Source organism: Ruegeria sp. CDSB114, assembly GCF_059611025.1.
Map to the genome: position 1 here is coordinate 24,998 of NZ_JBXWOT010000009.1, position 22,998 is coordinate 47,995.

Here is a 22,998-nt window from a genome sequence, read left to right on the forward strand (position 1 = left end):
GATAGCCAGGTCAAAGCGATATGAGTCAACTGACCAGCCGACGCGCATTTTTGGGCGTCACCGCATTCCGGGAGGACAGTAATCTTGTTCGACCTCCGGGTTCGGTTGTGCCTGGTTTTGCAGATCAATGCAGTAAATGTGGCGACTGTGTCGAAGCTTGCCCCGAAAGTGTGATTGCCATTGGTCAGGATGGGTATCCGGTGTTTCAACCCACCGAGGGTCCCTGCACTTTTTGTGGGAGTTGCGCTCAATCCTGTCCCACGGATGCCCTGGACATAGAACGCCTGCAAGATTGGCCGTGGCGCGCGTCGGTCGAAGCTGCGTCCTGCCTGTCTGTCAACGGTGTCAGCTGCCGAGTGTGTCAGGATAATTGCGATCAGAACGCCATCAGCTTCAGGCTGCAACTGGGTGGCCGCGCGGATCCATCTTTAGACCTCGACGCCTGCACTGGCTGTGGGTCGTGTATGGTGTCATGCCCGGTCGATGCCGTCACATTGAAACGCAAAACCATATCTCAAACGGAAGTCAGCCAATGAATATCTGCGGATGCCTTTTACATATCGCACCAGCGCAGGCACTGGCGGCGTCCGAGGCAATGAAAGTCACGGTCGGTGTCGAAATTCACGCCGAGGCCGAAGACGGCCGTTTCGTAATTGTTGTCGAAGACACGCCGACACGCCTTGCGTCCGAGATCATCATGGACCTGCACCAGATCCCCGGGGTGATTTCTCTGACGTTAACGTACCACCATTTCGAGGACACTGCGGACAACCATCCGCATCCCGATGCCCCAAGCCAAACCACCAGCCGGAGGCCCACGCTATGACCATATCAGAAACTCGTCGGACATTCCTCAAGGCCTCAGCGGCCGCAGCGACGGCCTCTGCCGCAGGTATTCCTTTGGCCACTGGTCAGGCCGCCGCGCAGGTGGGCACCCCTGACATTCGCTGGGACAAGGCCGCCTGCCGGTTCTGTGGCACCGGCTGTTCTGTGCTGGTAGGTACCAAGGACGGGCGTGTTGTCGCCACTCAGGGTGACCCTGACGCGCCGGTCAATCGCGGGCTGAACTGCATCAAGGGCTATTTCCTGTCCAAGATCATGTATGGCAAGGATCGCCTGACCACCCCATTGCTGCGCAAGACCAACGGCGAATATGACAAGAACGGTGAGTTTGAGCCGGTCAGTTGGGACGAAGCCTTTGACGTCATGGCTGCCAAATGGAAAGAGGCGCTGGCCAAGAAGGGCCCGACCAGTGTCGGCATGTTCGGGTCAGGCCAGTGGACGGTTTGGGAAGGCTATGCTGCTTCGAAATTGATGAAAGCCGGGTTCCGGTCCAACAATATCGACCCCAACGCGCGGCACTGTATGGCGTCCGCGGTCGTGGGCTTTATGCGTACCTTCGGAATTGACGAGCCGATGGGTTGCTATGACGACCTGGAACACGCGGATACTTTCGTGCTGTGGGGATCGAACATGGCCGAAATGCACCCGATCCTGTGGTCGCGCCTGACCGACACGCGCCTGACCAAGCCGGGATGCGAAGTGCATGTTCTATCGACATTCGAACATCGCTCGTTCGAGCTTGCCGATAATGGCCTAGTGTTTAACCCGCAGACCGATCTGGCGATCCTGAATTACATCGCCAATTACATCATTCAGAACGGCGCGGTGAACGAAGAGTTTGTCAACAAACACGTCAACATCACCAAGACCGCCACCGATATCGGTTATGGTCTGCGCGATACAAACACGCTGCAGCAAGAGGCAGAGAACCCAAACTCGGGCAAGCTCGAGACGATCAGCTTTGAAGAATACGCCGAGGCGGTCGCGCCTTATACGTTGGAATACACAGCCGAACTGTCTGGCGTGCCCGCCGATAAACTTGAGAAGCTGGCGCAACAATATGCAGACCCGAACCGCAAAGTGATGAGCTTGTGGACCATGGGCTTCAACCAGCACACCCGCGGATCGTGGGTGAATTCGCTGATGTATAATGTACACCTGCTGGTTGGTAAGATCTCAGAACCCGGCAACTCGCCTTTCTCGCTGACCGGTCAGCCCTCGGCCTGTGGAACCGCGCGTGAGGTGGGCACGTTCGCCCACCGCCTGCCTGCTGACATGGTGGTGGCAAATGACGAACACCGTCAGATTTGCGAAACCGCCTGGAATATCCCGGCAGGTACTATTCCACCTAAGCCCGGGTTCCATGCTGTCTTGCAGCACCGGAAGCTGAAGGATGGTGAACTGAATGCCTATTGGGTGCAGTGCAACAACAACATGCAAGCGGCACCCAATATCAACGAGGAAGGTTACCCGGGCTATCGCAACCCGGAAAACTTCATCGCAGTCTCTGACCCTTATCCAACGGTCACGGCTGTCTCTGCCGATTTGATCCTGCCCACCGCCATGTGGGTCGAAAAGGAAGGCGCCTATGGCAATGCGGAACGCCGTACGCAGTTCTGGCGTCAGCAGGTGAAAGCGCCAGGTGAAGCAAAATCGGACCTGTGGCAATTGATGGAGTTTTCGAAGCGCTTCACCGTTGAAGAGGTTTGGGATGAAGAGCTGCTGGCCAAGATGCCCGAACACCGCGGCAAGACGATGTATGATGTGCTTTACGCCAACGGATCGGTGGATAAGTACCCCCTAGCCGAAACTGCGGAAGGCTTTGACAACGACGAATCCGAGCATTTTGGGTTCTACGTTCAGAAAGGCCTGTTTGAGGAATATGCCGAATTTGGCCGTGGCCACGCACATGACCTTGCACCGTTCGAAACCTACCATCAGGCGCGCGGGTTGCGCTGGCCGGTCGTGGACGGGCAAGAAACCCTTTACCGCTTCCGCGAAGGGTACGATCCGTATGTGCCCGAAGGCGCGGATGTTAAATTCTACGGTCACAAGGACGGCAAGGCAAAAATCATCTTTGCCCCCTACGAACCCGCCGCAGAAGAGCCGGACGAAGAATATGACCTGTGGCTGTCTACTGGTCGCGTGCTGGAACATTGGCATTCAGGCTCGATGACACGCAGGGTGCCGGAACTGCACCGGGCGTTCCCGTCGGCAGTTGTCTATATGCATCCACAAGACGCCAAGGATCGCGGCCTGCGCCGCGGGCAGGAAATCGTGTTGTCGACCCGCCGTGGCGAGGTCACCAGTCGGGTTGAGACACGCGGGCGCAACAAGGTGCCGCGCGGCTTGGTCTTTATGCCGTGGTTTGATGAACACCAGTTGACCAACAAGCTGACGCTGGATGCAACCTGTCCGCTGTCGAAGGAAACCGACTACAAGAAATGCGCCTGTAAGGTCGAGCGCGCGTAATCGGCACGGATCGCAAAGGTAATCCCCATGCCACTCGCCGAGACACCTCTTTCGCCGAAACGTCGCCGCTTCCTTCAGGATACGGCGCGTGCGGCAGGCGGCTGTATGGTCGCCGGATCACTGCTGGCCTGGCTGGCCCGCGACGCCCGTGCATTGTCGGCCGAGGCTTTGCGCCCCCCCGGTGCGCTGCCAGAGCGGGAGTTCTTGTCGGCCTGCATTCGCTGCGGGCTGTGTGTGCGAGACTGCCCCTATGATACCTTGAAACTGGCCGAGCTTGGGTCGGATGCCGGGGCGACGGGCACGCCATATTTTACCGCTCGCGATGTGCCTTGTGAAATGTGCGACGATATCCCTTGTGTTGCCGCCTGCCCGACCGGTGCGCTAGATCCCAAGTTGGATAACATTGACGATGCCAAAATGGGCGTCGCGGTTTTGGTCGATCAGGAAAACTGCCTGAACTTCCTGGGTTTGAGGTGTGACGTTTGTTACCGTGTCTGCCCCGTGATAGACGAAGCGATCACGCTGGAAACAGCGCATAACGCCCGCTCGGGCCACCATGCGATGTTTATCCCAACTGTACATGCCGACCGCTGCACCGGCTGTGGCATGTGCGAAAAAAGCTGTGTTCTGCCAGAAGCCGCAATCAAGGTATTGCCGGCACGTCTTGCGCGGGGCAGCAGCGCCGATCATTACCGCAAAGGTTGGGAAGAAAAAGATGCCAAGGGCGCGCCGGTTGTCGAAGGCATAATCGACCTGCCCGACCGCCTGCCCGGCCCGGGGGTCGACAATCTGATCGCACCGGGTGGTTTTGAACCCGGCTATGATCTTCCAGGGGTGGGACAATGACCACCCGCACACATATGCCCATAGGCCAAGAAGCCGTGGCGGTCAAAGGCTGGGTCGGTGCGCATAAATACCTGATACTGCGCCGTATCAGTCAGCTGTTCTTTCTGGTCCTGTTCCTGTTGGGACCCTGGTTCGGCACCTGGGTCGTTACAGGTACCTTGGCAGGATCGCAGACCCTTGGTGTACTGCCGCTGACGGACCCATTCATCCTGTTGCAAAGCATGATCGCCGGGCATTGGCCGGCGCTGACCGCTTTGATTGGCGGTTTGATCGTCATGGTGGCCTATGCGCTGGTCGGGGGCCGCGTCTATTGTTCTTGGGTCTGTCCGATCAACCCGGTGACCGACGCGGCAAACTGGCTGCACAGGCGGTTGGATTTGCCGAAAGGTTGGCAACCTAAAAGGCGCACGCGGTTGTGGATATTGGCCACCGCGCTGATCGTCTCGGGCCTCACCGGCGTGATCGCATGGGAGATTATCAACCCAATCACCATGCTGCATCGCGGCCTGATCTTTGGGGCCGGTTTTGTCTGGGCCATGGTCGTTGCGATCTTTGTCTTTGATGTGCTTGTCGCCCGTCACGGCTGGTGCGGCCACATATGCCCGGTCGGTGCGTTTTATGGCCTGATCGGCACCAAAAGCCTGTTACGGGTCAGCGCGGTTAACCGCTCGGCCTGTGACGATTGCATGGATTGCTATGCCGTCTGCCCCGAAAACCACATCATTTCGCCCGCGCTGAAAGGCAAGCCGGGTGCCACGCCGCTGATCCTGTCAACCGACTGCTCAAACTGTGGTCGCTGTATCGATGTCTGTGCAGTTGATGTCTTCAAATTTACTCACCGGTTCGACGACCAAGTCGCCGCACCTTCCGATCCAGTTCCCGCGCCTGAACCGCGCGTAGCCAGACCTATTTAAGGGAGTGCCGAGATGAACAAGACAATCCTGACAGGTGTCGTCGCCCTGATCCCCGTTATATTCCTGAGCGGGTTCGTCCTTGCGCAATCCGCGCCGGTGCAAACCCTGCGTGGCGCCGAGGTGGATGAACCCATTCCGTTGGACCAGATTCACAAGAACGTGGAAGGACGGATGCAGCGTAACTATCGCCAGCAACCACCGCTTGTCCCCCACTCGATCGAGCAATACCAGATCGACGTGCGCACCAATCAATGCCTGTCTTGCCATGACTGGACCAAAGCCGGGGAACGCAATGCGCCCACCCTGTCGATGACCCATTATCTGGATCGTGACGGCAATGAGTTGGATCACATCGCCGGGACCCGTTATTTCTGCAACCAGTGCCACGTGCCTCAGGCAGATGCGCCTGCGTTGGTCGACAACGTGTTTGAACCCTCGTCCGGCAATTAATCCAACGCATGTCTGAAAGGAGCACCAAGATGGCAGACTCCCCCGAAAACCGCGGTTGGATCCGCCGCCTCTGGAACGCGATCTGGACCCCGGCTGTTATGTTCAGCTCGGGCTTTCTGATCCTCGCCGGGTTTCTGGCCGGTATTCTGTTTTGGGGTGGGTTCCACTGGACATTGGAACTGACCAATACCGAGGAATTCTGTACCTCGTGCCACACGATGGAAACCAATCTGGGCGAATACCGCGAGACGATCCACTACAACAACCACTCCGGTGTCCGCGCGATCTGTTCTGACTGCCACGTGCCACATGAATGGAACCACAAGATCAAGGCCAAGATCATGGCTGTTAAAGATGTCTATCACGAGCTTGCCGGAACCATCAGCACGCCTGAAAAATACGAAGCGCATCGGCTAAGTATGGCTTCGGCGGTCTGGAAAAAGATGAAGGCCTCTGACAGCCGCGAGTGCCGCAACTGCCATAACTTTGACTATATGGATTTCACCATTCAAGAAGCACGCGCTGCATCGGAACATCAGCGGGCAATTGACAACAACATGACCTGCATCGACTGCCACCAAGGCATCGCACACAGCCTGCCGCAGGGTTATCAGGAAGAATACCAGAAAATCACCGATGCGTTGGCTAATAAATCTGCAGGTAACTTGCAACAACAGGTTGCTGACGGCAGTACAGAAATCCGGTCATACCTGACCATACAGTCGGACTGAAAAGGGGTAAGTTATGCTGGAACTTCTGGGAACAATCGGAGGCAACATCATCGGCCTTCCAGGCATTCTGGGCATTGCGCTTGGCATGATGACGCGCCGCCTCTGGTTGGGGGCCATGATGGGTGGTTTGATCGGCATTGTTGGGACGCTGCTGTTTGCCCATTGGGACTTTGCCAATGTTGCAATGACCGAACTTCTGATCGCCATTGTTGTGGGTCTGTGTGCCGGAACACTGGGTTCTGCGATCCGTATCAAAGGGGCAACGGTCTAACAGAAAGACCGGAGCGTGCTGGGCAATGGCGGCTTAGTGATTGGTCCTTTACCCGATGCTCTGGGGTAGATAGCGGCTAGGTGCGGAAGGGCTCTGATGGAATGGACATCCCCTGATTTCTCATCTGATAGGTTTTCGAGATGGAAGCCGTCAGAACTGTCGAGCAATCCGTGCGGAGGGACCATTGCTCACGTTGGTGCAGATTGTCAGTTGCAGCCCACGCGCCACTGGAGTATTCGACCACGCCTTGCAATGGACCGGTATCCCGACATCTAGCTGCAATAAAATAGATTCCATATCAAACCCTAAAAGATAGTGTTTCGGCCAAATTGATTCAGGCAAGTAGGCCTCAATGAGTCCACTGCAGATTGATTCCATATCTTGTTGCGCACAATGGCGCCCCTAAGCGCATAATCCTAGGAGCCATGATTTGGCCTGGCAGGATCAGCGCTCTGCTTGTCCTACTCCCACCATTTTGTACTGCGCAAAAAACAACGCGAGCTCTTGCCTGTGGGATGCCGCAGCCGCACTCGAACGTCCGGCCTGAAGATCAAACGCAAGGTCGAGTTTACCGTCGACGCCTAGCATCAACGCTCACTCGGCACAATGTATACTGTCTGGACGTCTATTCTCCGAAAGATGGGAGCCCGGCAAAAGTTACCACAGGCATTGCCTATAGGTCTGCGCTGAAGCGCCTGTTTGCAGTCCGTATCCCCAATTATTTCACCACACGTTTTCCGGATTGGTAAAGTACAAGGCCCAGACATTGTTGTTGCTTTGGGCATTCAGTTTCCGAAACCTAGCCTTGAGGTAAGCGTTAAGAAGGTCAACGTTGTTCGCATTGCGGTTGTCGACGCCCCACGTCAGGAGCGGCAGATTTCGCAATCTTCGGCTGAATCGCTGCGCTGTAACAAACTGCGAACGTCCTGAACCGGTGTTATGTGAAGCGATCTCTGGTTGAGTAGTGGCGATTCAGTGGGACTAACGCCAGTGGCTTTCTAGCGGGACAAACACAGACACATGATTGCGTCCGCTTTAAAGCTCATTTCGTTCGCCATCGAACGGTTATTACTGGCTGCATTCGCTTTCTGTCTTTAATCTGTCTTGCATGGCAATCGAACCGAGACTGGATATAATCGGGGCCGCGCTCGCCGATCCCAGCCGATCCCGCATCCTGTGCGAACTGATGGACGGGCGCGCATTCACCAACAAAGAGCTGGCTTGTGCGGCCAAGGTAAGCCCGCAGACCGCGAGTGCCCATTTGAAGCAACTCGAAATTGCCGGTCTGACCGCTTCTTTGCGAAGCGGCCGGCATGTTTATCACTGGGTGGCAAGTGCTGACGTTGCCCGGGTGCTGGAAGGATTGGCTACCCTGTCACCGACCGACCACCTGTCTCGGCCGGGCCGGATCGCGACAGACACACAACGCGCACGCAGTTGCTACAATCACATTGCTGGTAAGCTCGGCGTCCTGATGACGAAGCGCCTTGTTGCCCTTAATGTGCTGAATCTCAGAGATGACGCTTTGACATCCGGACCTCGCTATCAGGATTTCCTCGATGATATCGGGATCGAGCCGCCACGAGTTTCATCGGGTAAACCTCCGGCAAAACTCTGCCTTGACTGGACGGAGCGTCGGCACCACATTTCCGGCCCGCTGGCCACAGCGATCATGCAGAAGTCACTGACAGCGAATTGGTTGGAGCGCAGGACCGGTAGTCGCGCTCTTACCATTTCCGACGACGGGTTCGATGCGCTCGAACGCTGGTTTGGCCTGAGCAGAAAGGCTCTGGACGGCTCGGACGACAATTGACAGTTCGGCCGATAACGAACCGTCATTTTCCACAGCATCGCCAATACGAGCTATTTCGGCAGAAGCTGCTGGAGATAAACATGACATTGCCCAAACTCGAAAATGACAGGTTCGTTCCCGAAAACGGTCTGCGGATCGTTGTCCAGGTGCCAGATACACATGCGCAAAAGATCATTGACGCGGTTCTGGTCGATGACGTTCTGAAATATGGCGACTACGATTGCGTCACCTATCAGACCGCGCCGGGAATGCAACAATTCAGATCCCTGGGGAGTGGGCGCAACATGGCAACCTCAAAGGTTGTCGAGGTACCCTGTGTGGAACTGTCATTCTTTCTGGACAGTAACGAAGCCAAAACCGTGCAGGTTCTAAGAAACATCTATTCATCACACCCCTACGAAGAGCCGGTGATCTTCGTAGAACCGTGCATGCGGACGCTTCATATCCGGGGAATGGACGAGGACAATCCTAACAGGTTCTGGAACAACGAGACCGAAGATTGGGTGCCAAAAGAGCACTGGTAAGTGAGGTTGAACCAAGCAATCTCTGAACCCCAAGGAATAAGTAGCAAGGGCTCCTTTGGAACCTTCGCCGCATGCTGTACTAGGGTCCGGTTTTGATTTCCTGTAAACAAGGCAATAGCGGAAAGCTCCTGCACATCGCGGTTCGGATGTTATATGCACCTGTCCCTCGTTGAATGCCCGATCTGCTGTCACATGCCTTCGATAATGGCATTTCTGGCCGTGGCATTTTCCCTAACGATGTACCGCAGCAAGTTATTACCCTCGGCGATGAGGTCGAGGCGATCTTCGTTCTTTTTCACCACGGCTGCCCACGCCAATTGATCGTGTATGAAATCGTCAAGGATCGCTATGCGTTGTCCACGGCCGATTTCCTTGGTTTTGCTTTTTAACACCAAAAGTCTGTCAATATGCCCGATGAGGTCGGGTGCCAGGTCCTGATCTTTAATGAGATCATGCAGGTTCATCGGCGGCGACATATCGGGTACCGTAGGTTTTTCGTATGCGTCTCAGGGGGCATTCTAGCAGACCTAGAAAACTCTTGGTTCGGCCCATAAAAGGCATTCAACACCCCACTGGCATTCTGCGGACGCAGCCCGCATTCCGGTCTTTCGCTGCTAGTGCAAATTTTGGCGCTGCTCAAACTCACACATTGCGGGACATCGCACCATTTCGCTGCATGCGCCCCAATGGCCGCTTATCTCGGACTAGCTCGAAATAACACATCGAGTTGGCCCAGATGCAGTGAAGTGATCGCGGCAGGCTTGCGCGAATTCTTGAACGATCCGCCTTGGGCGCGCGCTGTCGTACCCGAGGGCCAGCGTCAATGGTGGCAAGGTATCTGAAATCGGACGGGCGACGACGGACGCGCCACCGTAGGTTTCGGACGTCAGCGGCAGCATGTTCAGGATGGCGCACCCCCTTCCTGCGGCGACAAGGCAGCGTACCATTTCGGTCGAGTTCGCATAGGCCGAGACGGGCGCTTGCCGTGTTCCAGATTGAAACAGACCTTCGTAATAGGAGGCGGCCACGGGACGGTTCAGCACGATCAAGGGTTCCTTTGCAATCTGAGCGATCGTGACTGCATCCTGGCCTGCCAATGGATGGGACTCTGGCAGCAAGCAATACGGAGGTGCCGCAATCAAAGTGTCAAATTTGATGGAAGGCCGAACACCTTCAGCCACAAACAAAATGGCATCATATCTCCCCTTGAGCAGCCCATCCTGTGCCTCATCATTGTTACATTCTTCCAGCTCAAGGGTGATATCAGCTCGGTTTGGCAAGAGCGCATCAAAAACTTGCGGGAGGAACGCGGGCGCGATGGGAGCATAGTAACCAATCTTCAACGTTCCGCTTTGCGACTGTTTCAGCTCCGTTCCTTCAATCAGAAGAGACCGATAGTCCTCCAATAGGTGTTCGCATTTTCGCGCCACATCTCGCCCAGCCGCATTCGCCTGGATTCCTCGCGCGCGCTGGCGGATCACAAGGGTCAGATCGAATTCCGCCTCGACCTGATCAATCGCGCTGGAAACTGCGGAGGCCGCGATGTTCAGCTCCGCCGCCGCTTTTACGATGCTGCCATGACGCAGGGCAGTCGTGAAATACTCCATTGCTTTAAGGGTCAGTGGCATTTCTATCTCTGAATTTGTGATGATGATGATCTTTTAATACTATTTTTCCGTCGAAACAAATCGTGCAAAAATATACGTGCTGTTAATATCGGAGGCGACTGATGTCTGACGCACCACTCAAAGGCTGGAACCACACGCCAAACGTGCCGCTTCAAGTGTCACCCTTCTTCAGTTGGCCGCAGCGCCCAATGGCGATGGTGAAGTGGTTCTGGAACTCTTGGTTCTTCATCACCGAACGATTGATCGTGGTCGCGATCGCCTGCATATCGTTCTATTGGTTTCAGCCACCGTTAGAAGAAACGCAAACGCTTGCCGTCGGGTGGATTGCACAGATGTTCATCCGCAATGTTGCGTTGATGACTCTCGTGGCCGGAGGATTGCATCTTTATTTCTACACCTTCACCAAACAGGGGCAGAAGCTGAAGTACGACCCGCGCCCCCTGATGAAAAACGGGCGGCAGTTCACGCTAGGCGGGCAAATCCGCGACAACATGTTCTGGACCATCGCCAGTGGCGTGACAATTTGGACATTCTATGAGGTGCTGATGTTTTGGGCGATGGCCAATGGCTATGCCCCTATGCTGACATGGGCCGCGCACCCGATCTGGTTCATTGCCCTGTTCCTGCTGATACCGGTCTGGGAAAGCTTTTATTTCTACTGGATTCACCGGTTTCTGCACATCCCATTCTTGTACAAGCACGTGCACGCGTTGCACCACCGTAACATCAACGTCGGCCCATGGTCAGGCATGGCGATGCATCCCGTCGAACACCTGATTTTCCTTGGGTCAGTGTTGATCCATTTTGTGGTTGCCGCACACCCGCTCCACATCCTGTTTCACCTGCAATACTACACGCTGACGGCTGCGACAACACATACGGGCTTTGAAGGCATGCTGGTAAAGGACAAGAACCGCCTGAAGTTGGGGACGTTCCATCACCAGATGCACCACCGTTATTTTGAATGTAACTACGGATCGCTCGAACTGCCGTGGGACAAGTGGTTTGGCTCGTTCCATGATGGCACTGTCGAATCTGACGCGAAAATCCGCGAACGCCGCAAGAAATTTACAAACGGGGCCAAATGATACGGGTGGCATGACGGTTAAGGACCTACTGGACGCTAAAGGCAAACGCACAATTGCATATGTGCAAGTTGCCCGTGAGGAAGAAGCGATTGCGGCGGCGCAGGCAAGCATGGACATGATTGGCACAGCCTTTGTGTCAGAGCGGTCCCAATTCGCCAAAGCTGTGCCTGAAACGCATTTCCAATTTGGCCTGCCATGGGGCAAACATGCAGATGCGACAGAGGCTTCGCGCGATGCTATGGACGCAATGATGGCAGGTGCGCAGTCGGTCTATTGCGGCTACAGCCCGCGGATAGTCGAGGCACTTGTTCGCGAAGGTATTCCCGTCATTTGCCACGTCGGACTTGTGCCGGATGTGTCGCAAACTATTAGGTCCATTTGACGAATATGCGTGATCTGACGTTTGTTCCCGTCGAATAGATTTTGAACAGGTTTCAACATGATCTCTACTGAAGGGCTGCCATTTCCCCAAGGATGCGGTTTTGTACGCTGTGTATTTCTATCTGCGGTACACGGTGTCATATCGTAATTTGGAAGAGATCATGGCTGAGCGCGGTGTGCAGGTTAACCACGCTACTCTCAACAGATGGGTTGTAAAATTCTCACCGTTGGTCGCCGCGCGAGCGCAATCGAAGAAACGCCCAAAACAGAAGTCCTGGAGAATGGACGAGACCTACATACGTGTTCGCGGCAAATGGATATATCTCTATCGAGCTGTCAACAAAGCAGGAAACACCCTTGATTTCATGCTGTCTGAGCGAAGGAATCGTTCAGCTGTTGCAAGGTTCTTTGCCAAAGCGCTGTCGTCAAATGGAATCCCGAGCAAGATCGTCATCGACAAAAGCGGAGCAAACGCGGCCGGTATTCGAGAAGTGAACAGAATTCTGAGGCGATTTGGGTACCCAGCCAAAATACAGGCAATCAGGTCCAAGTATCTGAACAACATGATCGAACAGGATCATCGTATCATAAAGCGGCGTGTTCGGCTCATCCGTGGGCTTAAGTCGTTCGAATCCGCGTCAGCCACATTGGATGGCATTGAGGTGGCCAACATGATCCGGAAGCAGCAATTCTCCAGCACTACTACCTCGGGCTTTCGGCTATTTGCTGAGATCGCAGGATAGATGTGTCCACAAAATCGCCGCCTCTGGCCGCTCCAAAAGTTTGCGACACAACCCTTTGCGGTCATTCGCTACGACCGCAATATCTCAACACAAGCGAACTCACAGAACGCGGACAAAGCGGCCATTCGATCAAACCATTGCGGGCAAGTTGGGTCAAATTGAATCAAGGGCAGTTTTTTCATCGATTAATTAGATTTCCCAAAATCGATCCTTCCCGAACCAGTGCCACTTAAGTCGAGAATTGCATTCAATCTACACCTGCACGCGGCAACAAAGCGGTCAAACCAAAGCCCGGCAACAAAGCGTCGCCGCCAATCTAAATTTACTCGGCTGGTGACCAATTTGGGCCGGGATCATAGGTAGATATCTCAGCTGTTATTTCAAGCGTATCCGGCCCAAAGTCCGCTTCGAACACGGTGCCGTTTTCACCCACGAGAAAAGAATGGATACCCGTTTCTCCGTAGTCCGCAGGCACCGCAAGCAAGGCGTGACCCGCCACGAACCGATCGCCGACAAAATAGGAATAGGCACCACCCGGAGCATTTGGTCCCTGCCCCTGTAAAATTGCGAAGTAGTAACCGAGGAAAGGTTCGGGTTCGAAATCATCCGCACCGTCGCTCCACCCCGAGGCGGTAGCGCGGGCAAGGGCTTCACCGACAAAACTGTCTTCTTCTGGCCAGAAGAGGCCGTTTCGTGCGCCGGGATCCGATATGATCGTTTGGGCAAATTCCATGACGCCATCGCCATTGTGGTCCACAAGACGAAACGCCGCCTGAAGATCAACATAGGCCTCAAGCGTTTCGATCACTTCCAATTCATTCAGTCCGATTTCACGGGCGGAAAGCTCCTCTACCCCGGCTTCTAAATCAAACTTCCAACCATTTTCAGCTCTCAGAATTGGGATCGGAAAGGGCCAACTATCTTCGCCAAGCAGAAGAAAAACCCCATCATCCTCGGGCTGAAAGCGGTATCCTTCAGCATACATGCCAAGCACTTCCTGCCTTCTTTGCTGATCTTCCACCGGATCACCCGTTCCGATTAGATTTTCTGCCTCTGGTCCGAAAATCTCGAGCAGCTTATTCTGGTCATCGGCCCTTAACGCTTCGACAAAAGCGTCCAGCGCGGTTTGCGGAGTTTCGAACAGGGCACCGTCGGAAAACGCCGGTCCAGTAGCCACTGCGATCACTAAAATAGAAAAAACCGATTTACGCATGTTACCGCCTCCCCTTGCCTTTGGCAGCATGTCCCCGTTTGGACGCCTTGTGAGCTTTGCCGCCTGAAGATTTTTTCTTCATAGCCTTACCTTTGGACGCAGCGGGTTTTTGCTGAGCCGTGGCCTTTTTTACCTGAGGTTTCTTAGCTGCTTGCGGTTTCTTTTTGACAGGCTTCTTCGCCGCATCTGGCCGTTTAGTCCGATCGATGGCCTGCTGCTTGGCAGCAGCCTTGTCCCGATCAATGTTACCGCGATTCACCTGCGGCAAGGACTTGCCCCCACTACCTCGATTGGCCAGAGCACCGCTCGCGATAGCCCCCGCCCCTGCACCAGCTGCAACTGCTGCCGCGTCTCCCCTGCTAATGTCTGCAGCACCGGATTCACGGCTCAGTTTTGCGCGGAGTTCGTCCGTGCGGCCCTCGGGGCGGTTGACAGGCAGGTCGCCGCGACCACCTTCCGGCCTTTTGTGATCAGCGATCTTGTCCCGGGCTTCCTTTTTTCGGTCAGGATCGGGTTTCCATCCGATATCAGTTCGGTCACCAAGATCTATATCGTTACCGATATTGACGTTGCCGTCGACGTCTATGTCGATGTCCGGGTTTCTGTATATCGGGCCACCGCCCCATCCGCCGCAATTCCGGCACCCCCAATAGTCATACCAATCGTCGTCATCGTCGAAAATCTCGTCGATCAGCGCCACGGTGCCAAATGTCAGCAAGGCCGCGCCCACTACGTCCCCGGTCGACGGGCCGGTATAGACAGTCTCGGGATTATATTGCGGGACGTACACTGTTTCGGGTTGTGTCGGAGTAATTACAACCGTTTCTTCATCAGATACCTCGACAGTTTGCTCGGGCCCGGAAACAAGAGCTCCGCTGTCAATTGCCTGATCCCGCATTACCTGCACCGCATCCAGTACATCGTCGGACTGGGCCAGCATGGCGGAGCCGACTGTCTCGGTCCAATCGATGTGGGTGGCCATTTGACCGACGACTTCGGGGAACGCCGTGGCCAATACACTTACAGACGGATCCCAGCCCATAGCTTCGATTTCCGGCTCGAGCTCTATGGGGTCGCGGTCGGCGTTATCCAACAAATACCGTTCTGCCTTAACAATCTCCAGCGGCTGAGTGGCCGCAACAAATATCTGTATGAGTAGAGTGTCGGGAAAAAGAGCCACCGGGGCGACCAAAGTTTGCAACTCAGCATCAGATAGAAGGTCGGACGAAGTTTCAGACGTAACTTCCGTTGCAACAGTATCGGACGCCTCTTGTGCGAACAGGACGTTAGATGCGCTTAAACTGAGAGCAAATATTATATATCTAAACATATTGCGATCCTTCAATTTATCGAAGGATCGCCTAAGACCGTGATTCTGGCAACTGGCCTGCCAAATGGAGGATCATTTAGTAAAACATGGTCATTGGTCAAGCTGGCTTGAGCGGTCAGTTTGCTTACAAGGCCAGCTTCTATTGTGCAGGGTGATTAACTCCCGACAAAACTGTTTTGCGCGACAAGCTTCAGGGATTAATGGGGGCGAAAACGTACAGAGCTTTTAGTGCTTCGCTCGGCTCCACCCCCGGCAAAGCGAGACGAAATATCTCTTCCATTGTGCCCTGAGCATACATTTCTGACAGAATACTATCGACAACGAGTCGAAAGTTTTCGTCACCCCTCGCGATGGCCAATCCTTGCTTTTCTATCGTCAGTATTTCCTGGGATAGTTTGAATTTGCCCTTTAGTCCCGCAGCAATGTAGTTGACCAGCAAAATCGACTGATCTGCAAAATAGGCGTCAATTTCACCGTCTCGAAGTGCTTTGATACCGTCTGGGTGTGAAGCGAACCGCACCATTTCTGCGTCGATACCTGCAGCTTCAAATGAATTCAGAACGGACGCTTCTGTTGTTGTGCTGCTTCTCATTCCAACCTTCTTTCCCGCGAGTGCACCCATGGTGCCCTCAGCCTCGATTGGTAACAATATGGACGTGCCATCGACATAAGTTGGAATTGAGAAATCAACAATTTCGCGTCGGGAAAGTGTAATCGACGCTGCCCCGCAGAGCATATCCACCTCTCCGGAAGCTACTTTGTCGAAACGATCCTTAGAGTCGACCGGAATGAACTGAACATTCAAATCCTTCAATTCCAGTTTCTGCGCAATTACCTTCGCTACATGATCGCAAATCAACGGTGACAGACCAAACGGGCGACCTTGGTCGTTAATGTAAGACAACGGAGCAGCATCTGTTCGAAAACCAAATCGGATTTCGTTGTTTTTTGTTATCCTGTCGATTGTTTGGGCAACCGCGCCGGTTGTGAATAGAATCGTCACAATAAGTATAGAAAGCAAGCGCATGGTTTTTCCCTCTTTAGTGGCGTAACACCCTTGTGGAGGTGAAAAGCACCCTGTGTCGAGAGTAAAACACATTGTGTCGCCTAGGAGTCGGTTTGTTGATGAGAGGTGCTGGCATGGCGACGAATCGAAAGCAAACCCTCGCAATATTGGCAGATGCCCGAATGCATCTGCACCTGCTCAGGGCTTAACGCGAGAGAAAAGTCTTGTGGGAAGAGCTTATGCTCGAAGTTTCAAAGGACCCGCGTCAACTGCAAGTCGTTGCGACAACACAACACCGCACCAGTATATTTTCGTGGTGCAAACTGTTGACCTTCGCCGTGACGCTGTACGTTAGGGTTGATATTCAACGGTGAGGTTGAGCGAAGGGTAATGGGAATAGAACTACAATGGAGTTTGGCGGAACTTGGGGCGCGTAAATCCGTACCTTTTGCCTTTGTGTGTTTGCTGTTCTTCGCATCCTGCGCAACCACGAACCCAGAACTTTTGAAGTCCGAGTTGAACGCTCGACCCAGTGCACAGAATGCGTCGCCAAGCGACTACGCCGGGGAAGTTCAATTGAGCATCTCAAACAAGATTCCCGCTCGTGGGAAAAACCTACCTTACGCATTTAACGCGGGCATCAGCAGTGTGACGTCAACGCGCCTAGGTTTCCGGGGGCTCTTAGATCTGCGAGAAATCCAAGTCCAAGCGCCAGCGCTTCTGTCGGGTACACTGGAACAAAGTTGCTCTTTGAATGTTGACTTTGAACTCGACGACGCCCGCGCCAGCGGTGATCTCATTGAACTCGTAGGCTCAGTGGACGTCGAGCTTTATCGTTGTCGAAACGAAGAATCCGAGGGGACCAACGGGCGTGGAGTTCGCTTTATCTCGACGACTGTTGGGATCGCCGCAGCGGCACGCGCCAATGTTCAAGATCAATGCGTTCACTTTGATCTTGCCGACGTCGTGCTTCAACCTACTGGGTTTGTCGGCGGGTTGGTTAACCTAATTGGCCTCACGGAGCGTGTCGAGGAGGTCGTTCTCACCAAGGCAAAGGAGTTCACCGAAGAGAATGTGATTTGTCCGGAGATGCCTTCGGAGCTTTCTTCGTTGAATCCGGTTCTCGACGCCGGCGGTACACGAGAAATTGGTGACGGTGGCATCGGTGTTGCGTTGAGCGGCTCAATCGACACCAGTGCGATGACGATGATGGAACTCCTGGCGGTTATGCAATCTCGCGGTATTGTTGGGGGGGCAGGATGATGGATCGGATCTTTCTTCTGATACTAGCTACTGCCGGGCTTTTCGGATCCGCGCTGCTGGCTGAAGAGGTTACCTTCGAAGCAAGCGGGGACGTCAAGCTAGGAGATCGTGAGTTTCCCGTTGATCTGGCATTGAGACTAAAAGATGTGAACGCGACAAGGATCTCAATCGAAAGTGTCATAGACCTACGCCGAGCAAACGAAATACTTGTAGAGGAACTCAAACGAGCCGCGTTTGTAGATGTCTGCAACGCACTGATCGGTGTGACCGAAGCAACGGCCCGTGCCGGCGATACAGTGATTTCGCTAAGTGGGAGGATCGAAGCAGAGCTTTTCCGATGCGAAAGCCGCAGCGGCGGTGGATCTATACGCGGCGAGAACACTTTCGCTGGTGGTTTGACGGTGGGTGCTTCCGCTTCGGCCGAATTCAAAGATGACTGCCATTTTTTCCGTTTGGATGACCTGAGACTTGCTCCGGATCAACTCACCGAGTCGTCCGATGCAAAGGGCAATGTCGAAAAGGTTCGGCAGGTATTCATCGAGACCGCGAACGCAATACTTCAAAGAAACCCGGTATGCCCAGAACTACCTCCCGAACTTGTCTCTCTCTCGCCGACTTACGACGCCGGTGGCACACGGGAGTTAGGGGAAGGTGGCGTTGGACTGTTCTTCCGAGGTTCAATCGAAACGAGTACTGAGGCGATTATTGACATCCTTCAGGTACTCCAGTCGAAGAAGGTGCTTCCACCTCCGCCCCGCTGAACCTAGCCAACGGCTTAGTGCGGTAGATAGAATCTAATTATTTCGAAGAACAAGAACGAGTCGTAGAAATATGCATTTAACGTAGCATCATTCGTGCAATAGATGAGGTCGAAAATGATCCGTTTTGCATCTGTTCTTACCATTTTGCTTGCTTTTTGCGCCCATGCCGAGGACATCCCGAGCACTCAACGCGGCGACAGGCAGTATTCACCTTATCCACGGCAGAGCTTTCCCAATCAGGTCTTTTTTGGCGACACTCATTTGCATACGTCCTACTCTGCAGATGTCGGTATGATCGGCAATGTGCTAGGCCCTGATGAAGCGTACCGCTTTGCCAAGGACGAGGTGGTGATATCCAGCACCGGTGTCGAAGCTAGGCTGCGCTGACCATTGGACTTTTTGGTGGTTGCCGATCACGCTGAGAACTTGGGTCTCGCGCCGCTGTTGGCAGCGAAAGACGCCACGCTTCTCATGACTGAGTTTGGGCAACAACTTAACGCTGCCGTTGAATCCACTGCGGATCCGGTCCGCTTCGAAGAAGTCGTGGGCGGTATCGGTGGGGACGAGAAGGTTGCCCAATATGCATGGCAAACTTCGGCGTCGGGAATGGCGGCAGTTTGGGCAAGAGAAAACACACGCGAGGCCATTTGGCACGCTCTTGCTGGGAAAGAAGTCTACGCAACCACAGGTCCGCGCATGCGCATTCGCGTTTTTGCCGGATACGATTTTGAAGATACGGACCTGCCGCGTGCTGATTTTGCCGCGTATGGATATGAAGGAGGCGTCCCGATGGAGCCAATCTAGACCGCATTCAAATCGTCAAAGGTTGGTTAAATAGCTACGGGACAACTACAGAACGCGTTTACGATATATCTTGCGGCGGGCGCGAAGTGTGGCGGACCCGTTGGCGACACGGTTGACGTTGAGAGCGCTACTTGGACAAACGATATTGGTCAGGCAATTCTATCCGGGTATTGGGAAGACCCCGATTACGATCCGGAACAAAGCTCTTTCTACTATGCCAGAGTGTTGGCAATACCAACGCCACGTTGGACAACATACGATGCCAAAGTGTTCGGAACGGAGATCCCTGACGAAGCCCCACGGTCGATACAAGAGAGGGCATACACATCGCCAATCTGGCACACACCTTAGGGACGATTATTATAAGGCTGAAACCAGAATCTACTTGGTCCGCTCTGGGCTCAAAGCGGAAATCCCTTTTCGGGAGCATTATCATCTTTCTTTAATTCTAGATTGTTCCTGAACCAACTGCCTCCACCACTACTGCAGTTGCAAAATATCCGGGACGCAGAGTTTTCTTTTGGCAGGCATTTTGTCTGCACCATCTGATCGTTTCAGTCGCTTCGGGCCGTCCTTGACCTTGATTTTCGGCTTAGCTAGCGGGCCTTTTAGAGTCACTGGCCAGGGGCTCTTCGAAAGAGGTTCGCCAATCTTGCGGGGCTGTAGATCTAAATCCAAGACCTTGCCAGCCACATCGACCCCGCCAAAAACGACAACTTGGACATGATCCGTTTCCAAGGTGGTTTGTTTCGTCGAAATACTTCCATTGGAGATACTAATCGGCGCGCGCAAGCATATGATTGGGGCAACCTTTTGTTTTTCTTTGGTAAACACCCAAGGTAGCACACCCAGCCCCGCCAAATCCAAAAGCTGGGTCTCGATCGAGCCATCACGTAATGAAACTGTGGCGTTGCCGTTCATGCTGTTGGCAAAGTGCTTGGGTGAATCGGTTCCTCCTGACACCGAAAAATCTGCATAAATCGTACCGCTTGCACCTTTTTTGAAGTTCAGACCGTGAAGAATATCATCCAGCTGCCAGCCGCCTGCCTTGCCGGTCAACGTGAGCAGGTGCGCGTCGTTCGATAGATCCATTTGCCCGCTGACGTCGAAATGAGCGCCACCGTATTCAAATTTCAAAGGCCCAGCTTTAAGCTCATTTTTGTTAAGCGTCAGTTCGCTCTGCAAACTGCTAATGCCTTTGGCACCCTCTATGTGCCGAAGGTCAATGTCGACATCCATATCCATACCGGACAAAAGAACTGAACGTCCAATTGGTTTAAGCGTCACATCTCTTAAAGGGCTAGTGCCACCGGCTTCTTGATTGACATCTTCCTCATCGGGCTCCGTACCGCCTAGCTTCCGCAACTGTGCGGCGGCCTGAACGATGGTTCGGATATGATCTATCTTTATCAGGTCACTCTCTATGGAACCCTTCAGCACAGGATCACTTGTTGCATCATCAAGATCGGCGACAATTTCCAGGACAGATTCAGCAACCTCGACATTGGCACTCGCGTTCCAATCGGTGCCTTCGCTAGCGAGGTCAATCTCAAGGCGAGCCTGTCCGGTTTCCACGCGTTCAAGCGATAGTGCCTCCAAAAGGTCCGCTCCTGACGGGACTTCAACATCAATTGCCAAATCCAGGTCCTCGAATTTGAGTACATTCTTGACAGTGCCGTGTACTTCGAGGTTCCAGACTTCTGTTTCACTTGTCTTTCCATCTAAATTCGTCAACGAAAGCTGACTGATGTCGCCATTCAAATGAAAGTCGCCGGAAAACCTGCCGAGTTGGTCGTCCGGTCCTAACAGTTCTGGTGAGATCAAACTGCTTGCCGGAATATCCATTAGACCTTCTGCTGATATTCCTTGTAACTGCAGCGCGTCATCGACCGAACCGTCCAAAATGATAAACGGATCAGCGGGGTTCCCAATTCTCAAGTTGATGCTTCCGACCCTTAAGGTGCCTTCTGGTGTTCTGGAAAGTTCGGAGAACTTGATCGGAGGCGGACCCTCGCCAGACGTGTCCAATGTGAATCCGTTGGTCTTAATGACCATTTGCCGCTGCGGAATCTGCCCGGGGACGCTGTCGATAACCATGTCGACCGCGATAAGTTTAAGATCATACCGCGATGCGGCTGTGCCCGGTTCAGCATCTTCAGGGTACAACCGAATGCGGGTTGTCAGCGATACGTCTTCCGGGTTCCCCAATTCTCCGATTTGTCCTGTCAGCGAGAGGCTTTGCCCGCCATCCAACTCCGTCAAAACACTTAGATCATCAATCCCGGCAACGCCGTCGACCGAATTGAATGTTGCACTAATACTCCCTGAACCTTCCAGGACACGGTCAAGCTTCAGGATATCGAGAAGCTGGCCAAGTTCTACAACCTCTAGGGTCGTCTTCACTTGCAGCCCGTCTTCTATGGGGGATTCCTCTGCGGTAATCGAAATCTGTTCGAAGTTCACCGCTACCTGAAACGGGTCTTCCGCAGGGAATGTCGCGTTCAGATCAAACCTCTCTCCGTTTAGCGAACCGGCCCCAACTGCGGTCGCAACGTCGGTTTCCGTATCGCGTTTTAGACGCAGCTCAGAAAGCTGCAGATCCAGCTCAAGCCCGTTTAGATGGTTTTGGTAAAAAACGGTGATATCGGTCAGGTCAATTTTATGGTCCGTTAGAACTCCAGCCAAAGGCTTTTTCGGAGACTTAGCAGCTTGCCCGGCTTCTACATCTGATTGGGAAAGGGACTGCCAGTTTCCGACGCCGTTTTTGCCTGTGATCAGGTTCAGGTGAACGCCCGAGAGAGAAAGGTTGCTCAGCGATAGATTACTGTTCCAGAGGTCGCGCGTGGAAATTTCGAACTCAAGTCCGTCGATTGCTGCCAGATTCTCGTTCGCTCTCCGCGAACCGGGTAGTATCAGCCCCGCCGCTGACACCTGCAAGTGCCGGCCAAGGCCCAGACGCACTTCATCCTCTATGATAACGTCCTGACCAAGTTTCTTGGAGATTAGGTTTTCAACGAAGGTGGTCCTTACAGAAGAAAACAACGTAGAAGACAGGAAAAGCCAAGCTGCTAACACAGCCACAAACGCGACAGCGCAACAAACCAATACACCTTTTGCAACGTATCGCACGCTTTTCTCCTAATGTTCCGATTCATACCTTGGGCAACCTAAACCATTTATTTGTTAGGTTAATGGATTATATGGTCGGTAAATTTCCCGACCTCTGAATGATCTTGACCGTACAGCTGATAACTCTCGCTGATTTGGACGGACAGCTAAATCACGGGTAGATGACAAAATAACTTTTGTACCGCTGACCCAGCTTCCAATCAGCCGGCTTGAAGCGAGTCTGACCGACCAGAACTGGACACGTTGCAGGGGTTGCGACTTCAGCGGCTCGACGCATCCCCCAAGCTATTGGCAGCCAGATTTCTTCGATTTCCTACATTTATCCAATTACTGTTATATGTGAATTTTTCAAACGACGAGGACAGGATGAACTCACTAACCAGAATAACACGTGGGATAGGCGTCGCTTTCAAGGACAGTAGAGTGAAAGGTATTCTTGCCTTCACGGTTGGAATGATTTTATGGGCCTCGGTCTTTTACCACTTTGTCGAAGGTTGGAGTTGGCTCGACTCAATCTACTTTTCTGTAGTGACAATTTCGACCGTAGGGTTTGGTGACTTCTCACCTGAAACCGCGGCAGGGAAGATCTTCACAATGATTTACATCATCGTGGGCCTCGGTGTCTTCGTGACCGCGGCGACCACAGTGGCAGATACAATCTTGTCCCAAGACGACAAAAAAGCGGACTAATAGACTGCACTCAAATGAGCCAAACCGAGTTCCTGCACAGGCATTGGCCCGTCTGTGCATCTCAAACCGCGGCCTGGATTCATTTGCGCCTTCAAGCT

General features: G+C 53.6%; 23 protein-coding genes and 1 pseudogene. 18 read left to right on the forward strand and 6 right to left on the reverse strand.

What is annotated here, in order from left to right; all coding sequences use genetic code 11:
• The first annotated feature begins 20 nt into the window (after nucleotides 1-20).
• The 10 genes from napF to AC2FIP_RS16700 all read left to right on the forward strand — a co-directional run bounded on the left by napF (nucleotide 21) and on the right by AC2FIP_RS16700 (nucleotide 8,864).
• On the forward strand, nucleotides 21-536 hold the full coding sequence (gene napF, locus AC2FIP_RS16655; RefSeq protein WP_496787298.1) for a ferredoxin-type protein NapF: 516 nt from the start codon (nucleotides 21-23) through the stop codon (nucleotides 534-536).
• Entirely contained in the window at nucleotides 533-826 is a 294-nt protein-coding gene (locus tag AC2FIP_RS16660; protein WP_496787299.1) for a chaperone NapD, read from the forward strand. Before napF ends, AC2FIP_RS16660 begins: the two co-directional genes overlap by 4 nt.
• Nucleotides 823-3,315 carry a nitrate reductase catalytic subunit NapA gene (napA, locus tag AC2FIP_RS16665; protein WP_496702287.1) on the forward strand — a complete coding sequence of 831 codons (2,493 nt, stop codon included), beginning with the start codon at nucleotides 823-825 and terminating at the stop codon, nucleotides 3,313-3,315. The genes AC2FIP_RS16660 and napA overlap by 4 nt, the downstream gene beginning before the upstream one ends.
• 27 nt (nucleotides 3,316-3,342) lie before the next feature.
• Entirely contained in the window at nucleotides 3,343-4,161 is an 819-nt protein-coding gene (gene napG, locus AC2FIP_RS16670; RefSeq protein ID WP_496709119.1) for a ferredoxin-type protein NapG, read from the forward strand.
• Nucleotides 4,158-5,075 carry a quinol dehydrogenase ferredoxin subunit NapH gene (gene napH / locus AC2FIP_RS16675; RefSeq protein WP_496787301.1) on the forward strand — a complete coding sequence of 306 codons (918 nt, stop codon included), beginning with the start codon at nucleotides 4,158-4,160 and terminating at the stop codon, nucleotides 5,073-5,075. The genes napG and napH overlap by 4 nt, the downstream gene beginning before the upstream one ends.
• 12 nt (nucleotides 5,076-5,087) lie before the next feature.
• The gene (locus AC2FIP_RS16680; protein ID WP_496787302.1) at nucleotides 5,088-5,525 is read left to right on the forward strand and encodes a nitrate reductase cytochrome c-type subunit; all 438 of its coding nucleotides are present in this window, start codon (nucleotides 5,088-5,090) and stop codon (nucleotides 5,523-5,525) included.
• 29 nt (nucleotides 5,526-5,554) lie between these two features.
• On the forward strand, nucleotides 5,555-6,256 hold the full coding sequence (locus AC2FIP_RS16685) for a NapC/NirT family cytochrome c (RefSeq protein ID WP_496702551.1): 702 nt from the start codon (nucleotides 5,555-5,557) through the stop codon (nucleotides 6,254-6,256).
• 13 nt (nucleotides 6,257-6,269) lie between these two features.
• Nucleotides 6,270-6,527, forward strand: coding sequence for a hypothetical protein (locus tag AC2FIP_RS16690; RefSeq protein ID WP_496787303.1), 258 nt, complete (start codon nucleotides 6,270-6,272; stop codon nucleotides 6,525-6,527).
• A 1,108-nt stretch (nucleotides 6,528-7,635) separates the two neighbouring features.
• Nucleotides 7,636-8,340 carry an ArsR/SmtB family transcription factor gene (locus tag AC2FIP_RS16695; RefSeq protein WP_496787304.1) on the forward strand — a complete coding sequence of 235 codons (705 nt, stop codon included), beginning with the start codon at nucleotides 7,636-7,638 and terminating at the stop codon, nucleotides 8,338-8,340.
• Nucleotides 8,341-8,420: 80 nt separating this feature from the next.
• Nucleotides 8,421-8,864 (forward strand): YqfO family protein, encoded by a 444-nt coding sequence (locus AC2FIP_RS16700; RefSeq protein ID WP_496691432.1) that lies wholly within the window; start codon nucleotides 8,421-8,423, stop codon nucleotides 8,862-8,864.
• A 188-nt stretch (nucleotides 8,865-9,052) separates the two neighbouring features.
• Here AC2FIP_RS16700 and AC2FIP_RS16705 read toward each other — a convergent pair whose 3' ends face one another.
• Complete coding sequence (locus AC2FIP_RS16705) at nucleotides 9,053-9,340, reverse strand: DNA polymerase beta superfamily protein (RefSeq protein ID WP_496787306.1); 288 nt, start codon at nucleotides 9,338-9,340, stop codon at nucleotides 9,053-9,055.
• A gap of 228 nt (nucleotides 9,341-9,568) precedes the next feature.
• Nucleotides 9,569-10,492, reverse strand: coding sequence for a LysR family transcriptional regulator (locus tag AC2FIP_RS16710; RefSeq protein ID WP_496787309.1), 924 nt, complete (start codon nucleotides 10,490-10,492; stop codon nucleotides 9,569-9,571).
• Nucleotides 10,493-10,593: 101 nt separating this feature from the next.
• Between AC2FIP_RS16710 and AC2FIP_RS16715 the strand changes: the two genes are divergently transcribed.
• The 3 genes from AC2FIP_RS16715 (at nucleotide 10,594) to AC2FIP_RS16725 (ending at nucleotide 12,704) form a co-directional block, all read left to right on the forward strand.
• A complete protein-coding gene (locus AC2FIP_RS16715) occupies nucleotides 10,594-11,580 on the forward strand; it encodes a sterol desaturase family protein (protein ID WP_496787310.1) in 987 nt (328 codons plus the stop codon).
• A 10-nt stretch (nucleotides 11,581-11,590) separates the two neighbouring features.
• A complete protein-coding gene (locus tag AC2FIP_RS16720; protein WP_496787311.1) occupies nucleotides 11,591-11,962 on the forward strand; it encodes a 3-methyl-2-oxobutanoate hydroxymethyltransferase in 372 nt (123 codons plus the stop codon).
• 67 nt (nucleotides 11,963-12,029) lie between these two features.
• The gene (locus AC2FIP_RS16725) at nucleotides 12,030-12,704 is read left to right on the forward strand and encodes an IS6 family transposase (RefSeq protein ID WP_496787422.1); all 675 of its coding nucleotides are present in this window, start codon (nucleotides 12,030-12,032) and stop codon (nucleotides 12,702-12,704) included.
• 322 nt (nucleotides 12,705-13,026) lie between these two features.
• Here the strand turns inward: AC2FIP_RS16725 and AC2FIP_RS16730 are convergent, their stop codons facing one another.
• The 3 genes from AC2FIP_RS16730 to AC2FIP_RS16740 form a co-directional block, all read right to left on the reverse strand.
• The gene (locus tag AC2FIP_RS16730; RefSeq protein ID WP_496787313.1) at nucleotides 13,027-13,917 is read right to left on the reverse strand and encodes a DUF2950 family protein; all 891 of its coding nucleotides are present in this window, start codon (nucleotides 13,915-13,917) and stop codon (nucleotides 13,027-13,029) included.
• 1 nt (nucleotide 13,918) lies between these two features.
• Nucleotides 13,919-15,247, reverse strand: coding sequence for a DUF3300 domain-containing protein (locus tag AC2FIP_RS16735; RefSeq protein ID WP_496787315.1), 1,329 nt, complete (start codon nucleotides 15,245-15,247; stop codon nucleotides 13,919-13,921).
• Nucleotides 15,248-15,437: 190 nt separating this feature from the next.
• Nucleotides 15,438-16,274, reverse strand: coding sequence for an amino acid ABC transporter substrate-binding protein (locus AC2FIP_RS16740; protein ID WP_496787316.1), 837 nt, complete (start codon nucleotides 16,272-16,274; stop codon nucleotides 15,438-15,440).
• Nucleotides 16,275-16,643: 369 nt separating this feature from the next.
• Between AC2FIP_RS16740 and AC2FIP_RS16745 the strand changes: the two genes are divergently transcribed.
• The 4 genes and pseudogenes from AC2FIP_RS16745 (at nucleotide 16,644) to AC2FIP_RS16760 (ending at nucleotide 19,432) form a co-directional block, all read left to right on the forward strand.
• Nucleotides 16,644-17,516, forward strand: a complete 873-nt coding sequence (locus AC2FIP_RS16745) for a hypothetical protein (RefSeq protein ID WP_496787317.1) — start codon at nucleotides 16,644-16,646, stop codon at nucleotides 17,514-17,516.
• Entirely contained in the window at nucleotides 17,513-18,277 is a 765-nt protein-coding gene (locus AC2FIP_RS16750; protein ID WP_496787319.1) for a hypothetical protein, read from the forward strand. Before AC2FIP_RS16745 ends, AC2FIP_RS16750 begins: the two co-directional genes overlap by 4 nt.
• 114 nt (nucleotides 18,278-18,391) lie before the next feature.
• A pseudogene (locus tag AC2FIP_RS16755) lies at nucleotides 18,392-19,197 on the forward strand (DUF3604 domain-containing protein).
• Entirely contained in the window at nucleotides 19,145-19,432 is a 288-nt protein-coding gene (locus AC2FIP_RS16760; RefSeq protein WP_496787424.1) for a DUF3604 domain-containing protein, read from the forward strand. Before AC2FIP_RS16755 ends, AC2FIP_RS16760 begins: the two are co-directional and overlap by 53 nt.
• Nucleotides 19,433-19,561: 129 nt before the next feature.
• On the opposite strand, the gene AC2FIP_RS16765 is transcribed toward AC2FIP_RS16760, so the two are convergent.
• Nucleotides 19,562-22,210: an AsmA family protein gene (locus AC2FIP_RS16765; RefSeq protein WP_496787320.1), complete on the reverse strand. Its 2,649-nt coding sequence runs from the start codon at nucleotides 22,208-22,210 to the stop codon at nucleotides 19,562-19,564.
• A 423-nt stretch (nucleotides 22,211-22,633) separates the two neighbouring features.
• Between AC2FIP_RS16765 and AC2FIP_RS16770 the strand changes: the two genes are divergently transcribed.
• Entirely contained in the window at nucleotides 22,634-22,900 is a 267-nt protein-coding gene (locus tag AC2FIP_RS16770; protein ID WP_246097203.1) for a potassium channel family protein, read from the forward strand.
• The last annotated feature ends 98 nt before the right edge of the window (nucleotides 22,901-22,998 follow it).